Source organism: Pseudoalteromonas sp. SR41-7 (assembly GCF_014163935.1).
Classification (GTDB): domain Bacteria; phylum Pseudomonadota; class Gammaproteobacteria; order Enterobacterales; family Alteromonadaceae; genus Pseudoalteromonas; species Pseudoalteromonas distincta.
In genome coordinates this window covers 172,534-188,046 of record NZ_JACJEF010000006.1, presented here as the reverse complement: position 1 = coordinate 188,046, position 15,513 = coordinate 172,534, and the positions used below count along the sequence as shown (strand labels likewise).

Sequence of the window (15,513 nt, the reverse complement as noted above, 5' to 3'; positions counted from 1 at the left end):
CAATGAAAATGAACGCCCCCGTAACAAAACGATTAAATTTTAAATTAATGAATGAGCATGATTGGCCTCAATTATTTGAACTCGACCAAGACCCAGCTGTAATGCAGTATTTAACACGAGGTGAACCTACCTCTTTAGAGCAAATAAAAAATGAGGGAGTGCCTCGTATGCTCGCATATCGAAATGAGCTTAAAGGCTGGGGGCTGTGGAGTATCACTATAAAGCAAACCAATACATTTATAGGTTGGGTATTAATAAGGCCTATGTGCTTTTTTACTGATGCACCAAACTACAGTGATATTGAAATAGGCTGGCGCTTTAAGCAAGCAAGTTGGGGGCATGGTTATGCAACCGAGGCGGCTTTAGCATTATGTGATGAACTTATAAAGCAAGATGACGTTAAGGCGATAAGTGCAACGGCACTAAAAGATAATACGGCCTCTATAAATATAATGAAAAAGCTAGGTCTGCAATTTATAAAAAATTATACACATACAGACGAGCAAGGCGACTTACCTGCGGTGCTTTATTCAAAAAGTGTTTAAAGATGATTAAATATCAACAGTATAAAGATTGACCTGTCCTTAAGTGACGTGCATTAATAAGAATGCGTAACTAAAAAATAATAAATTAAGGATGTTGTATGGGATTGCTTTTTTCACCACGTAAATTAATTGTCAAAAGTGTGCTGGTTTTACAGTTCGCTGCTTTTAGTGTTTTAGCGCAGCCTTTATCGCAAAGCGCGGTAGCAATGCCTGACTCGTTCAGTGCCGATGCTGCTAAAAGTATATTAGAGCAAGGCGGTAATGCTGTTGATGCGGCTATTACGGCACAATTTGTACTTGCAGTAACGCTTCCTGAAGCCGGCAATATTGGCGGCGGGGGATTTATGCTTATTCAAAAAGATGGCAAGGGCGATTTTATAGATTATCGCGAAACAGCGCCAACAGCGGCTCATCGTGATATGTATTTAGATGAGCAAGGTAATGTTATTGCAAACAAATCAATATATGGTATTCATGCAAGCGGTGTACCTGGCAGTGTAGCGGGCATGTGGCTTGCCCATAAAAAACATGGCACTTTAAAGTGGGAAGAATTAGTACAACCAGCGGTAACGTTGGCTGAGCAAGGGTTTGTAGTTCCGCCTAAGTTAGCAAAAGGTGTGAGCAATTATATAGCCCATCTAAAAGAGCAAAAAATAAATGTAAACTTTGAAAAATACTTTGCTGATGTAAAAGCTAATAAAGTATTTAAGCAACCCGAGTTAGCGGCGACGCTAAAGCGTATCCGTGATAACGGCCAAGATGGGTTTTATAAAGGCGAAACTGCAAATATTATTGCTAAATTTATGCACCAACATGGCGGTATAATTAATCAAGATGATTTAAAAGGTTACACCGCTAAATCACGTACACCTATTAAAGCGAGTTGGAATGGTTATGAAGTACTTACTTCGCCACCGCCGAGTTCAGGTGGTATTGCTATTTTACAGTGGCTTAAAATGTATGAGTTACAAAAACCAGATGCGGGCTTAGCGCATAACTCTACTCAGTATGTACACTTACTTTCTGAAATAGGTAAACGTGTATTTGCAGATAGGGCGGAGTATTTAGGCGATCCTGATTTTTTTGATGTACCAGTCAACGCATTAACTAATATTAACTACCTCAAAGAGCGCAGTAATGGCATTTCGTTAACCGCTATCTCGACTACCGAAAATATTAAACCGGGCCTTAAAGAAAGTGAGCAAACTACACACTTTTCAATCGTTGATAAAATGGGTAACGCTGTCGCAAATACCACCACAATAAACTTAGGGTTTGGTAGCGGTGTAGTTGTTGAAGGTGCGGGATTTATTTTAAATGATGAAATGGACGACTTTAGCGCCAAACCAGGCGTTATGAATGTGTTTGGTGCAATAGGCGGCAAAGCTAACGAAATACAGCCGCACAAGCGTATGCTTAGCTCTATGACGCCTACAATACTCCTTAAAGACAACACCGTTAAAATGGTGACAGGCTCGCCTGGTGGCACAACAATTATTAGCTCTGTGTACGAATCTATTTTAAATGCGGTAGAGTTTGATATGACTGCAGAGCAGGTTGTAAATAGCCCTCGTTTTCATCATCAACTGTGGCCTAAAAATATAATTAGAACACACATAGGTTTAACCGATAGCGTAAAAGCAGAGCTTACAAAAATGGGCTACACCATAGATGAGAATCACTTTGGTGACTTACACGTTATTATTAATAAAGAGGGCCAATTAGATGCCGCTTCTGAAGCATCAGGACGTGGTAAATCAATTGTTTTTTAAATAAAAAAACACCGCGCTAAAAGCGCGGTGCTTTAAACAATACAAAATTATTGAGTATCAATTAAATCTTCAACACCCACTATTAGCCATGGAGCATCGTCTGAAATTAGACGCTCTAAGTGCCAAATTTCTAAAATAGGCTCTTCTTTTTTATCGCCTAAATCACGGTACTTACCTTTAAAGCGAACACTAATCTGCCACGATTGCGCGTTTGTATCTGCGCGCACAAGTACGGCATCAATAAACATCACTTCTGTTTCTACGCTTTGTATAGCTTCACGTTCAGCTTTAAACTCGGCAACAAGTGCAGGGCTTAAGTATTCAGCCATTGTGGTGTAATCGGCATTGTTCCATGCAGTTTGTAGCGTATGGTAATGACTACGGGCACCTTGCAAAAAGCCATTAACGTCAAAGTTAGGTGGTAAATTAAAAGGCACACTTTCACCTTGTGGGGCGCTGCTTGCAAAGGCTGTACTTGTTGGTTGCTCGATAGGTGCTTGTTTAAAAGCATTTTGCTGAGCACTTGTACTTGCACTGGCAAGTTGTGGGGCACGATTAGCACGTAAAAAGCCCGTTACTAGCTTAAATAAAATAAAGAGTCCGCCAGCTAATAAAATCATTTCTAATAGCTGAAAACCTTCAAAATCGTCGCCTAGCATTGCTGCAATTAAGCCACCCGCTAAAAGTCCCCCAAAAACGCCTGCCATAATGCCTTTTTTATTCGATGTGGCTTTAGGTGCAGCTGTAGGTGTTGTTGTATCTGTTTGTTGTTTTTGCGCTGTTTGTTGTGTTGCAGGTGTCTGTCCGCGTTTACTGCTGCCAAACTTTTTACGTGCATGTGCATCAAAACTGGCTGTACATAACAATGCCAATAATGAAAAAATAACGATGATGTTCTTCATGAAATTCCCTAATTAAAATCGAGCCGCGATTATAATTTACTTTCTTTAGGAATTTAATTAATTACTTTAAAAATCAGAGGTTTTGAGGAGTGAAGAAACGCTTTGTTGGTGAGTATATAATCAAAAAACCGCTCAGTAGAAACTAAGCGGTAAATTTGTCTATTTTAAAGCCAACGAATTGCGCCAGTAACGCGTTCGTTATATGTATCTAGAGGTGCTCCAAGACTTGCCACTAAAATAGTATCAGCTTGTGAGCCACGATTAATGTGACCTTCAAAGCGCTCATCGCGGAAGTTGTCATCCCCAAAACCAAATGATTTATTTTCAGAAGGCACTATAAATACCGTCATAGGACCAAAGTCAGACTCAAATATTAAATGCAGTCCTTTTTCGCCTTTAAAATCACAAAACATCGCATAAGTTACAGCGCCAGGAAGTTCATCAAGATGACCACCTAATACTGCAAGCTTGTCGTTGACGCTTTGTAGGCTAATGGGCTCTTTTTTATCAAGCGCATTAATTTCGTAGTACACATGGGCAAGCGCATGCTCACCTGCTTCATGTGCAATATTTTGCTCTGTACTAAAAAAGAAGGCACTAATCGCCACTACAAAAGACGCTGCTAACGCAAGATGTACACGATCAAACTTAAAACGCGATCGAGCATCAACCACGTTTTTACCAGTTGCTTGTTCTTCTTGGAGTGCTTTTTCTTTTAACGATGTGTTTAAAAGAATGCGGTCTGCAAGATTTTCAGGCACAGGTATATCTAAAGAATCTTGAATGAATTTATCAAAATCTTTCATATCGTTAATAAAACTTTGTCGCTCTGGGTTATTGTCAGCAAACTCCATAAGCTCCTTGTCAATGTCGTTTGGCTGCGCAATAGTGCGGCGACGAAACTCAAGTTCATCCATTATTTTGATGCCCCTTTAAGTTGTTCATCATCACGGCTTAAAGCCTCTTTAAGTTGATTTCTGGCACGGTATAAACGAGTCATTACCGTGTTTTTATTTAAATTAAGTATGCCTGCAATCTCTTCACCAGAGCAGCCCATTACAACTTGCAGTAATAATGGCTCTCGGTATTCATCAGATAGCAGTGCAATCTGGCGTTGAATTACCGTTTGTTCCATTTCATCGTCTAATGAATGGCTGGTTTCATCAACAAGCGTATCGTTTTCTACGTCGCTGTAATCAAACTGTTTACGTTCAAATCGGCGTGCGTTTTCTCTTCGTAATATAGTAAGCAGCCAAGGTTTAGCTGCCTTTTGATCAAGTAAAGAGTCGAGTGAACGCCATGCGCGTAAAAACGTTTCCTGTACTAAATCATCTGCTATGTGCGGATCACGGCATAACCAATAAGCAAAGCGATAAAGCTCTTTATTGTAAACGTGGACCAAGGCTTCATAACGCTTTTGTTTCTCTGCCATATCGATTAAGACCTGATTGTTTGATTTTTTCTTTCCAAGCATAAGCACTTTTTTAATTAAAAATTATTAGTTATTGCAAAAAAAGACCTGAGGTTCGTAGTTATTAATCATAAAGGTCTTTTAATACAGTTTGTTGCGACTTTGATGCCTGAGTTTGATAGTTCTCAAGAATTTTAATAATAGCATTAAGATCCGTGTTTGCGCCTTTATTACTATAAAGTTGTGCCTGCAATTGGCTAATAAGACCATTAAGCTCGCTGCTGTTTACACGGATGCAGAGCTCATCAATCGCGCCAACATTTTTATGGGTCACCTTTACAGAAAAGTTATTTAATGCGGTGTAAAAGGCTTTCACATCGTGTGTTTTAGCTAATGCTTTAAGCTCATTTAAGCTTGGCTGAGAAGTACCACGGGTGTTTAGCTGTAATTTTTCAGTCGTATTTTTAGTAGAACGGCTTATTAAGTAAAAAATTACAGTACCAATCCATAAAATATACCCTAAAGCGGCAACAACTATTAACCAAAGAGGAGTATCACTTTTAGTTTCAATAGGTTGTGTGCCAGTTGCTTGATTCGAAATATTTTCAAGAGTAGGTGAATTATTTGTGCTGGGTTGTGGGTTTGCTATGGCTGTATTAGGCGCGGTAGTACTTGGCGTTACTGTAATAGTACGCTTTGGTAATGTAGCTACGCTAATACGGTTCATTTTGGTATTAAACCAAGGCAGCTTTATTTCAGGCAAAGTATAAGTACCTGGTTTTTGCGGCAGTAAGGCATATGATGCCGTTTGCTGCGACACAACGCGTCCGTCTCGCACTGCATTGTTATTTTCTTTTTGATCAGGGTAGCTGCGTATGCCATCAATAGTAGGCATAGAGATTTCAGGTAATTGCTCTTTTGTAACTCCAAGCGCGGTAAGTGTAATAGTACGAGTTATAGGCGTACCTACTTCTACTGTGTTGTCGTTAGGTTGCCATTCTTCATCAAGGTTAACCAATTCGCTTGGTAACCATGCACCTTTATAGTCACTCGGGATTGGTTTTATTTCTACTTGCTGATCATCGCCAAGAGCAGATACCTCCAGTTGGCGGTAATTTTGCTGTACTCGCCCTTGAAACGCAGGGCCTGCAATCGTGTAGGCACCACTTTTTTGTGGCTGAATCAAATACTCACGAGTAATAACAAGGTAGCGTTTGCCATCAACTAGCTCATAACTTTCAGTTTGTTTACCTAATTGGGTTAGCTGAGCATCTTCCATACTTGGTGTGCTTAAGCTGCCATCAAGCAGTTCTTTGGCAAGGTAGAGCTTAACAGTGTAAACACCGGCTTCTTGCACAAATAATGAATTACTCGAGAGTGACGTTTTTAAAAATATTTCGTTATTTTTATCTGCATCAACTGAGCGTTTTGCCACTTTTAACTTAATAGGTTGTGAGGTTAACCCTGCAACGCTAAATGCTGGTATCGTGTAATCACCCTCTGTACGGGTCATTAGTTTAACTGACCACGTAGTTTGTTTATTAATGCTGCCATTAATAATGTTGGTACGAGAGCTTAAGCTTGTTGGGCCTACAACAAAGTCTTTTAACAGCAATGAGGTGTCTGGTTGCTCGCCTTTAACTGTATCGTCTACCGATATATTAAGCATAAAAAATTCACCCGCTAATACAGGGTTTTTATCTACGCTGGCTTCTAATTTGGTGGCAGCCCACGAAGGCATCGCACTTAATAGCAATAAACAGCAAAATAATCGCATTACCATGATTTTTCGACTCCTGTAGGGCGACGTTTGTATTGTCTTTTTTGGGCTTCTAATTGCATTTTATTCCGTAATAAAATAGCCGGATCGTCCGGGACTTTTCTAAGTAGTTGATTAAGCTGTTGTGCTTTTTCTTTTTCTTCATTAGTGAGCTCACTTGCTTGGGCTTGCATCGCTTGTTGCTGAGCACTTTGTTTTTGCTCATCAGTGGCAGGTTGCTCACTCATTGCTTGTGGCTTACTTTGTTGCTGCTCATCCTCTTTAGGCTGGTCAGATTCTTTATTTTGCTCTTGTTCGCTTTGTGGCTGGGCTTGCATATCAGGCTCATTTTGCTTATCTGATTGCTCGCCAGGCTCACCTTGTTGATCTTTTGATTGTTCAGATTCTTTATCTGATTTTTCATCGCTTGAGCTTTGACTTTCGTTTTCGCCTTTTTCAGAATCGCTTTTATCACCATTTTGTTGCTGATCCTGTTTTGACTCATCAGAATTCTGCCCTTGGTTTTGCTCATCTTTTTTCTGACTATCATCTTGGTCTTGAGAGTCGTCGCCGTCGCTTTGCTGATCTTGCTGGTTTTGTTGCTCTTGTTGATTTAGTAATTGCTCAACTAAGGCTTGGTTATCGGCTGCTTGCGTAAAGTCATCTTGTAAGGTTTGGGCTTGTTTGTACGCTTCAATTGCGTCCTCAAGTTTGCCAGCTTTGGCAAGGGCATTACCGTAGTTGTATAAACCGGTAGCCGACTTATCATTACTAAACTCATTAAGTGCAGCATCAAAATTACCTTGCTGGTATAGCGCCGCGCCTTTTAACTCACTCGATTGCGCCTGTGTTGCTGCATCGTATTCTTTATTATTGTAAGCCTCTAATGCACGTTGATCTGCATTTTGCAAAAGAGTAGGGAGCTCTACGGCATACGCATTTTGTTGCGGTAAAAAACCAAAAGCTAAAAATGCGCCTAACAAGGCAGCGCGTCTAAATAAATACAAACCAAATGGCAGTAATAACAATAGTCCGTAAATACCTGCATCTATTCGCCAAAGTGCGTGGCTTTGTTTTTCGTCTTTCAATAATTCACTCTGCGCATTTGGAGCAAACGTATTTATGTCGTTATTGCTAGGTTGGTAACTAGCAAATTTACCGCCGCTGCTTGATGCTAAATTTTTAAGCTGAGAGGCATTAATTGTAGGTACAACAATTTGGCCGTATCTGTCTTTCAAAAAGCCGCCTTCAGGTAACTTAATTGGTGCGCCTTGAGCGGTACCTACACCATAAATATTTAATCTATATTGGGTGTTACTGGTAAAGCTACTCACGTCGTTTTGTTCTTGTTGGTCAATACCGTCGGTTACTAAAATAATGTCGCCATCAATATAACCCGCTTGCGTTAATAGCTCTTTGGCCATATCAAGACCGGCTAAAACGTTTGAGCCTTTGTCTGGCATTATTTCAGGGCTTAAGCTTGGAATTAAATTACTGAGTGTTGTGGCATCGTTTGTTAGTGGCGAAATTACATAGGCCGTGCCTGCGTAAGCTACAAGCGCGGTATCACCTTCTTTAAATAGCTCAATCATATCAAGCGCTTTAAAGCGTGATTGCATTAAACGATTTGGCAAAATATCGGTGCTGTACATTGAGTACGACATATCCATAACAATTACACGGGCACTTTTACTTTGAAATACAGGAACTTGTTTTTTCTCAAAACTAGGCCCAGCAATAAATAAAATGCCAAGGCTGCAAAACAAAGCAACTAACCAAAGTGGCTGGCTGGCTTTAGTATTTGCTTCGCTCATTATAAATTGTGCTAAATGAGGTGCAATTAGCTGCTCACTGGTGGTTTTTTTATGCTTAATTAAGGCAACAAAAAATAATGCCACAGCAGGTATGAGTAACCATAAAAGAGCGGGGCGAATAAATTCAAAATCCATTAGTTTGGCTCCTTTAATGCACGCAGTGTACTAAGCATTACTTTTAAGCTAATAAGTAAAATAGCGATAAGTAACGGGTAGTAAAATAATGAGCTTTGTGGGCGAAATGTTTGTTCATCAGCGCTAATAGGTTCAAGCTTATCAAGCTCTGCGTAAATTTGTTGAAGGCCAGCTACATCTTTAGCTCTAAAGTATAATCCGCCAGTTTGCTCGGCAATCTTTTTAAGTAAGCTTTCATCTAAATTACTGCCACTAGAGCCTCCCACATTAAAGAGACTAAAGCCGCGCGGATTATCTGAGCCAACACCAATGGTGTACACTTTAATACCTTCTTCGCGAGCTAGCAGTAGGGCATCTTCTGGGTTTAGATTGCCCGCGGTGTTTTGTCCGTCGGTTAATAGCACCACAATTCGGTTACTTTCATCTTTATTGGCAAAGCGTTTTACCGAAAGACCCAATGCATCACCAATGGCTGTTGCGCGCCCCACTAAACCAATTTGCGCTTCGCTGAGCATTTTACTTACTGTTTTAACGTCGCGGGTGAGCGGGGTTTGTAAAAACGCGGTGTCGCCAAATAATATTAGTCCAAGCCTGTCGCCTTGACGTTGCTCTATAAAATCACTGAGTACAGCTTTTACCATGGTAAGGCGGTCAACATATTGGCCATTATAAGCCATGTCTTGTTCGGTCATCGAGCCTGATAAGTCAACTGCTAACATTATATCGCGTCCTTCATTTGGTAATGAAATTGGCTCATCTAACCATGTTGGATTGGCAGCAGCAGTAACAAGTAATAACCAAATTATCCACTCGAGGGGATTTAAACGTCGTGCGTGTGGCTCGATGCTTTGGCTGGTTAAATTGTGCTTTGCAAAACTGGGTATACGTAAACGCGTACTGGCATTACTTGCTGCGGGTTTTAATAGTAAAAGTAATAAAGGCAAGGGTAGTAATAAAAATAACCATGGCCAGCTAAATTCAAACATTTACTGACTCCTTTATTTTAAATTGCTTAATACCTTGGCGAAATTTTTCGCACAGTGTTGTATCTTTTTGGCTGGGGTTATACAAGCTTAGTATTTCTTGTTCTGTAAAGCTTAAACCGGTGAGTGTATTAAGTGTTGTGCACCATTTAGAGGTAGATTGCGCAGCAAGTCGCTTGTCGTAATATTCAATCACTAAACGTTTTAAAATAATATGCAGTTGCTGAGGGTTTTGCTCACTTTGACTCAATTGTATTGCGTAGCGTTTAGGCTTTTTAAATTTATGTTTTTTATAAAATATATAAATAGCTGCGCACAGTGCTAAAAACAGCAGTGCAATAATAACCCACCAAGCAGGGGCGAGTGGCCACCAATTAACTTGGCTTGGCGCTATTATATCGTGCAGGCCATCGAGTGGATTGGTTTGCATGGTTATTTTCTCACTAATTGCAGCTCAAGCGGTGTTGCTGCATTGAATGATATTAAATTAAGACCCGATTTAGTTAGGCGATTAAAGCGTGCGCTAAATGCTTGCTCAGCATTTTTAGCAAAGCGTTCTCTAAAGCTGTTATCCATTAATGGTAGGGCAAAGTCTTGACCATTTGCATTAACGGTAACGGCTTGCTTAAACGCAGGTAACTGATGCTCAAACGGATCGCTTATGTGGCAACCAATCAGCTCGCAGTGGCGGCTTAATATTTCAAGTTGCTTAAAGCTGGCATCATCCAGAGCATTAAAATCAGACACTAAATACACTAAGCTGCCTGGTTTTGCTAAATGGTTAAGGCGCTTTAGGTTATCGCTAAAGTTGTTAGTGGCTGTTTTATCAATATTGTTAAGCGCTTGCTGGTGGTTGTCGCATAAATTATGACAAAGCTTAAGCACGGCTTTTTCACGGGCGCTGGGTTTTAGCTCTAAATGCGAGTGCTGATTAAACACAATACCGCCAATTCTATCGCCGCGCTGACACGCCGACCATGCAACAAGAGCGCTTATATGCGCAGCTTGCACCGACTTTAACAGTAACTTTGAGCCAAACAGCATTGAGTTAGAAAAATCAGTGAACACAAACACAGGGCGCTCTTTTTCTTCTTGAAAGAGCTTTGTGTGAGTCTCGCCGGTACGCGCAGTAACTCGCCAATCAATAGAGCGAATATCGTCACCTTGCTGATAATGTCGCACTTCGGCAAATTCCATTCCTCGGCCTTTGTGCGGTGCAAGGTATTGCCCTGTTAAGGTGTTTTTTATTTTTACCTTAGGGGCAAGTTCAAGCAATTGCGCTTTGGCTTTGTAATACATCAGCTCTTTGAGTGCTAAATTAACACCGTGGCTATGGCTCTGTTTGAGCCATGCTTGGGTTTCTAATTGTTTTTGCATAACTTATGGTACGGCTACAAGTTCAACTATACGGCTTATTACTTGATCTTTAGTAATGCCATCGGCTTGGGCTTCGTAACTTAAAATAATGCGATGACGCAGTACGTTATGCACAACAGCTTGAATATCATCAGGTGCTACAAAGTCACGGCCTTGAAGCCATGCATGAGCACGAGCACATTTATCAAGTGCTATTGTTGCACGCGGACTTGCACCAAACTCAATCCAGCTACCTAGTTGCGCGTCTAATTTAGCGCCTTCACGAGTGGCAATAATAAGTTGTACTAAATATTGCTCAAGTGGCTCTGCTAAATAGAGGCCTAATATTTCTTTACGAGCTGCAAATAAATCGCTTTGACTAATTTTTTGCATTACTGGTTGTTGCTCGTTAAGCGCTTCGCCGCGTGTTAAACGCAGTATATCAAGCTCATGCTCTGCGCCAGGGTAGTCAATACTTAGGTGCAGTAAAAAGCGATCCAGCTGGGCTTCTGGTAACGGGTAAGTCCCTTCTTGCTCTAGCGGGTTTTGCGTTGCCATAACTAAAAACAGTTCGCTAAGCGGATAGGTATTTTTACCCACGGTAACTTGTCGCTCTGCCATGGCTTCTAATAGTGCTGATTGTACTTTGGCTGGTGCACGATTAATTTCGTCAGCTAAAATTAGGTTGTGAAAAAGAGGGCCTTTTTCAAATACAAACTCGCTAGTTTGTTGGCGGTAAATATCGGTACCTGTTACATCAGCTGGTAATAAATCTGGCGTAAACTGTACGCGCTGAAATGAGCCTTCAATGCCTTTAGCAAGTGCATTAACTGCACGTGTTTTTGCAAGCCCAGGAGGGCCTTCTACTAATAAGTGACCATCAGCTAAAATAGCAATAAGTAGCGCTTGAGTAAGCTCTGGCTGGCCAATGATTTGTGTATCTAAGTACGTTTTTAATTGTGAAAATGCGTTAGCTGCCATAATAAGTGGACTGTCCTCGTCAGCTGGGTTTGTACCTAATAGTGTTAGGTGATAAATACTGACCTATTTATAAGGTTTATAATTGGGTAACTCAAGAGTTAGACTGTATTTTTTAAAATAGTTCGTTATTTTTTAACGAATTTTAGCGTACCACAAAACTTTGTAAATGCGTCTAAAAAAGCCTATTGTGATAGTCGTAATTAAACACTGTTTATATAAATTTGTGTTTATCTATTGGCTTTAGGGCACGGGTTGTTTAGAATCGAGGAAAACAAACAGGTCAGACCTGTCAGCGGGAGAGCATAAATGTCTGAGCAAAACATACTAAAAACACCAAAGGGCGACCGTATTGCCATCGTTAGCGGCTTACGTACACCTTTTGCAAAACAAGCAACAGCGTTTCACCATGTACCAGCACTTGATATGGGTAAATTGGTGGTTAACGAAATGCTTGAACGATTAAATTTCAATAAGTCAGAAATTGATCAACTTGTATTTGGTCAAGTAGTACAAATGCCAGAAGCGCCAAATATTGCACGTGAAATTGTATTGGGCACAGGTATGCCTGTATCGGTTGATGCATATTCTGTATCGCGCGCATGTGCTACCAGCTTTCAGGCTATTGCTAATGTAGCTGAGTCTATTATGGCGGGATCTGTAAGTGTAGGTATTGCAGGTGGCGCAGATTCGTCATCAGTATTGCCAATTGGTGTAAGTAAAAAGCTAGCAGGCAGCTTAGTTGATTTAAATAAAGCGCGTACGCTTGGTCAACGTTTAAAAATATTTTCAAAACTGCGTTTAAAAGACTTATTACCAGTGCCTCCTGCAGTTGCAGAGTACTCAACAGGCCTTTCAATGGGGCAAACTGCTGAGCAAATGGCTAAAACACACAACATTAGCCGTGAAGATCAAGATGCGTTAGCGCATCGTTCTCACTCACTTGCAACGCAAGCATGGGCTGATGGTAAGTTAAAAGATGAAGTAATGACGGCGCATTTACCGCCATATAAAAGCTTTATTTCAGAAGACAACAACATTCGTAAAAACTCAACGGTTGAAGGCTACGCCAAGCTTAAACCTGTTTTTGACCGTCAGCACGGTACTGTTACCGCTGCAAATGCAACACCATTAACTGATGGTGCAGCGGCCGTACTTATGATGAGCGAAAGTAAAGCAAAAGCACTTGGCTATGAAATATTAGGTTACGTACGTAGCTTTGCATTTTCGGCAATTGGCGTAGAAAAAGACATGTTAATGGGCCCAGCTCATTCAACGCCTATTGCACTAGATAGAGCGGGTATTACGCTTGCTGATTTAGATTTAATTGAAATGCACGAAGCGTTTGCATCGCAAACACTTGCCAATATGAAAATGTTTGCCTCAGACAAATTTGCACAAGAGCATTTAGGTCGCAGCAAAGCAATTGGCGAAATTAACATGGATAAGTTTAACGTTAACGGCGGCTCTTTAGCATATGGTCACCCATTTGCAGCAACAGGTGCACGCTTAATTACGCAAAGCTTACACGAGCTTAAACGTCGTGGTGGCGGTTTGGCATTAACAACAGCCTGTGCTGCTGGTGGTTTAGGTGCAGCCTTTGTATTGGAGAGCGCGTAATGACTGATTCAGTATTTAATTTAGCGGTAGATGAAAACAAAATTGCCGTAGTAACGATTGATGTGCCAGGGGAGAAAATGAATACCCTGCGCAGTAGTTTTGCCGATGACTTAAAAGCATTATTAGAAGACGCTAAGTCGCAAAATGTAAAAGGCATGGTATTTATAAGCGGAAAAACCGATAACTTTATCGCGGGCGCCGATGTAAAAATGCTTGATAGCGTTCAAAAGCGTGATGATGCTTTAGCTATTAGCGAACTATGCCATCAAGCATTTTTTGATATGACAAAACTGCCATACACAACAGTAAGTGCGATTCATGGCGCTGCATTAGGTGGTGGTTTAGAGTTTGCTTTAGCGTGTGACTACCGTGTTGGTACCGACAGCGATTTAACAAAAATTGGCTTACCAGAAGTGCAACTTGGTTTACTACCAGGTGGCGGCGGTACGCAGCGCTTAACTAAAATTGTTGGTATTCAAAAAGCACTTGAGTGGATGCTAACAGGTAAACAAATTCGCCCTAAGCAAGCTAAAAAAGCAGGCGTGCTTGATGACTGTGTACCACACAGTGTGCTGCTAAAAGTTGCAAAAGAATTTGCGACTAAGAAAAAGCCACAAGCAAAAGAGCCAAAGCTCGACAATATTAGTAAATTACTAGAGTCAAACCCGTTTGGCCGTAACTTTATCTTTAAAAAAGCTAAAGAAAACGTACTTAAAAAAACGGGCGGGCACTACCCAGCACCACTCGCTATTATTAAAGCTGTGCGTGCTAGTGTAGAGCTTGATGAGCTAAAAGCGTATAAAACAGAAGCTGAAAGCTTTGCAACACTTGTAATGAGTGACGAATCGAAAGCGCTTCGCGGTATTTTCTTTGCAACCACTGAAATGAAAAAAGAGTGGCGCAATGATGACGCACCCGCAATTAGCAAAACTGCTGTTTTAGGTGGTGGACTAATGGGCGCAGGTATTGCGCACGTAAGTGCTGTTAAAGCTAAAGTACCGGTACGTATTAAAGATGTAGCAGAGCAGGGCATTAGTAATGCAATGAGCTACACCTACAAAATTTTAGACAAGCGCCTTAAGCGCCGTATTATGTCTAAAGCTGATATGCAGTTAACAATGAACCGTATTACAGGTACAACAGACTACAGCGGCTTTAAACACATTGATTTAGTAATAGAAGCGGTGTTTGAAGATCTTGCGCTTAAGCAAGGTATGGTTGCCGACGTAGAGCAGCAATGCCAAGAAAATACAATTTTTGCTAGTAACACGTCATCATTACCAATTTCGCAAATTGCAGCGCAGGCAGCACGTCCTGAAAATGTAATTGGCTTACATTACTTTTCACCAGTAGAAAAAATGCCATTAGTGGAAATTATTCCACACGAAGGTACATCTAAAGAGACTATTGCTCGCGTTGTTAACTTTGCACGTAAGCAAGGCAAAACGCCAATTGTTGTAAAAGACATGGCCGGTTTTTACGTAAACCGTATTTTAGCGCCTTACTTAAACGAAGCTGCTAATTTAATGCTTGCGGGTGAGCCAATTGAAAAGATTGATGCAGCCCTAGTTGAGTTTGGCTTTCCGGTAGGACCGCTGGCTCTACTTGATGAAGTAGGGATTGATATTGGCTCTAAAATTGCTTCAATTCTTGAAAAAGAATTAGGTGAGCGTTTTAAAGGCCCTGATGCATTTATGCGTATGATTGATTCAAAACGCCTTGGCCGTAAGTCCGGTCGTGGTTTTTATGAATACGACAAAAAAGGCAAAAAGGTTGATGAGTCAGTTTACGAACTATTGGGTGTTACCCCAGCTCCACGTTTAAACAAAAGCGAAATTGCTAAGCGATGTGTATCGAAAATGCTTAACGAAGCAGTACGCTGTTTAGATGATGGCATTATTGCAAGCCCTCGTGATGGCGACATTGGTGCAATATTTGGTATTGGTTTCCCACCATTTTTAGGTGGCCCGTTTAGCTATATGGATAAATTAGGCGCAAGTAAAATAAGCTCTGATATGTCTACATTAGCTAACAGCGATGCTAACTTTGCTCCATGTGAGTCACTGGTAACAATGGCAAGCTCTGGTACTACTTTTTATAATGCAGCAACTGTTGAGGTTGTAGCTCCTGAAGTACAAAGCACTGAGCCACAAGAGCAAAGTGTCACTGAGCCTGAAGTTACTAAAGAGATTGAAACAAAAGAATAAAGTTTCTACTGTTTATAAAAACCGCATTTAG

At 40.8% G+C, this 15,513-nt stretch carries 13 protein-coding genes; 4 read left to right on the top strand and 9 right to left on the bottom strand.

Going from position 1 to position 15,513, the window contains the following annotated elements; all coding sequences use genetic code 11:
• Nucleotides 1-2 precede the first annotated feature (2 nt).
• Together H5092_RS10555 and ggt are read left to right on the top strand one after the other, a co-directional pair.
• On the top strand, nt 3-545 hold the full coding sequence (locus H5092_RS10555) for a GNAT family N-acetyltransferase (RefSeq protein WP_024596749.1): 543 nt from the start codon (nt 3-5) through the stop codon (nt 543-545).
• Between the two features lie 98 nt (nt 546-643).
• The gene (gene ggt / locus H5092_RS10550; RefSeq protein ID WP_182733465.1) at nt 644-2,317 is read left to right on the top strand and encodes a gamma-glutamyltransferase; all 1,674 of its coding nucleotides are present in this window, start codon (nt 644-646) and stop codon (nt 2,315-2,317) included.
• 47 nt (nt 2,318-2,364) lie between these two features.
• Here the strand turns inward: ggt and H5092_RS10545 are convergent, their stop codons facing one another.
• From H5092_RS10545 to H5092_RS10505, 9 genes are all read right to left on the bottom strand, one after another.
• On the bottom strand, nt 2,365-3,219 hold the full coding sequence (locus H5092_RS10545) for a Tim44 domain-containing protein (RefSeq protein ID WP_182733464.1): 855 nt from the start codon (nt 3,217-3,219) through the stop codon (nt 2,365-2,367).
• A 164-nt stretch (nt 3,220-3,383) separates the two neighbouring features.
• Nucleotides 3,384-4,136 (bottom strand): DUF3379 family protein, encoded by a 753-nt coding sequence (locus tag H5092_RS10540; protein WP_138489429.1) that lies wholly within the window; start codon nt 4,134-4,136, stop codon nt 3,384-3,386.
• Nucleotides 4,136-4,693: a sigma-70 family RNA polymerase sigma factor gene (locus tag H5092_RS10535; protein WP_032827217.1), complete on the bottom strand. Its 558-nt coding sequence runs from the start codon at nt 4,691-4,693 to the stop codon at nt 4,136-4,138. Before H5092_RS10535 ends, H5092_RS10540 begins: the two co-directional genes overlap by 1 nt.
• Before the next feature lie 61 nt (nt 4,694-4,754).
• Entirely contained in the window at nt 4,755-6,413 is a 1,659-nt protein-coding gene (locus tag H5092_RS10530; RefSeq protein ID WP_182733463.1) for a BatD family protein, read from the bottom strand.
• Entirely contained in the window at nt 6,407-8,338 is a 1,932-nt protein-coding gene (locus H5092_RS10525) for a VWA domain-containing protein (RefSeq protein WP_182733462.1), read from the bottom strand. Before H5092_RS10525 ends, H5092_RS10530 begins: the two co-directional genes overlap by 7 nt.
• Nucleotides 8,338-9,324 carry a VWA domain-containing protein gene (locus H5092_RS10520; protein ID WP_008138638.1) on the bottom strand — a complete coding sequence of 329 codons (987 nt, stop codon included), beginning with the start codon at nt 9,322-9,324 and terminating at the stop codon, nt 8,338-8,340. Before H5092_RS10520 ends, H5092_RS10525 begins: the two co-directional genes overlap by 1 nt.
• Nucleotides 9,317-9,751, bottom strand: a complete 435-nt coding sequence (locus H5092_RS10515) for a DUF4381 domain-containing protein (RefSeq protein ID WP_004335624.1) — start codon at nt 9,749-9,751, stop codon at nt 9,317-9,319. The genes H5092_RS10520 and H5092_RS10515 overlap by 8 nt, the downstream gene beginning before the upstream one ends.
• A 2-nt stretch (nt 9,752-9,753) precedes the next feature.
• Nucleotides 9,754-10,698, bottom strand: coding sequence for a DUF58 domain-containing protein (locus H5092_RS10510; protein WP_004335626.1), 945 nt, complete (start codon nt 10,696-10,698; stop codon nt 9,754-9,756).
• Between the two features lie 3 nt (nt 10,699-10,701).
• A complete protein-coding gene (locus tag H5092_RS10505) occupies nt 10,702-11,658 on the bottom strand; it encodes a MoxR family ATPase (RefSeq protein ID WP_007377762.1) in 957 nt (318 codons plus the stop codon).
• A 306-nt stretch (nt 11,659-11,964) separates the two neighbouring features.
• On the opposite strand from H5092_RS10505, the gene fadI reads away from it, so the two are divergent.
• On the top strand, nt 11,965-13,275 hold the full coding sequence (gene fadI / locus H5092_RS10500; RefSeq protein ID WP_004335629.1) for an acetyl-CoA C-acyltransferase FadI: 1,311 nt from the start codon (nt 11,965-11,967) through the stop codon (nt 13,273-13,275).
• A complete protein-coding gene (gene fadJ / locus H5092_RS10495; RefSeq protein WP_182733461.1) occupies nt 13,275-15,482 on the top strand; it encodes a fatty acid oxidation complex subunit alpha FadJ in 2,208 nt (735 codons plus the stop codon). The genes fadI and fadJ overlap by 1 nt, the downstream gene beginning before the upstream one ends.
• Nucleotides 15,483-15,513: the final 31 nt, after the last annotated feature.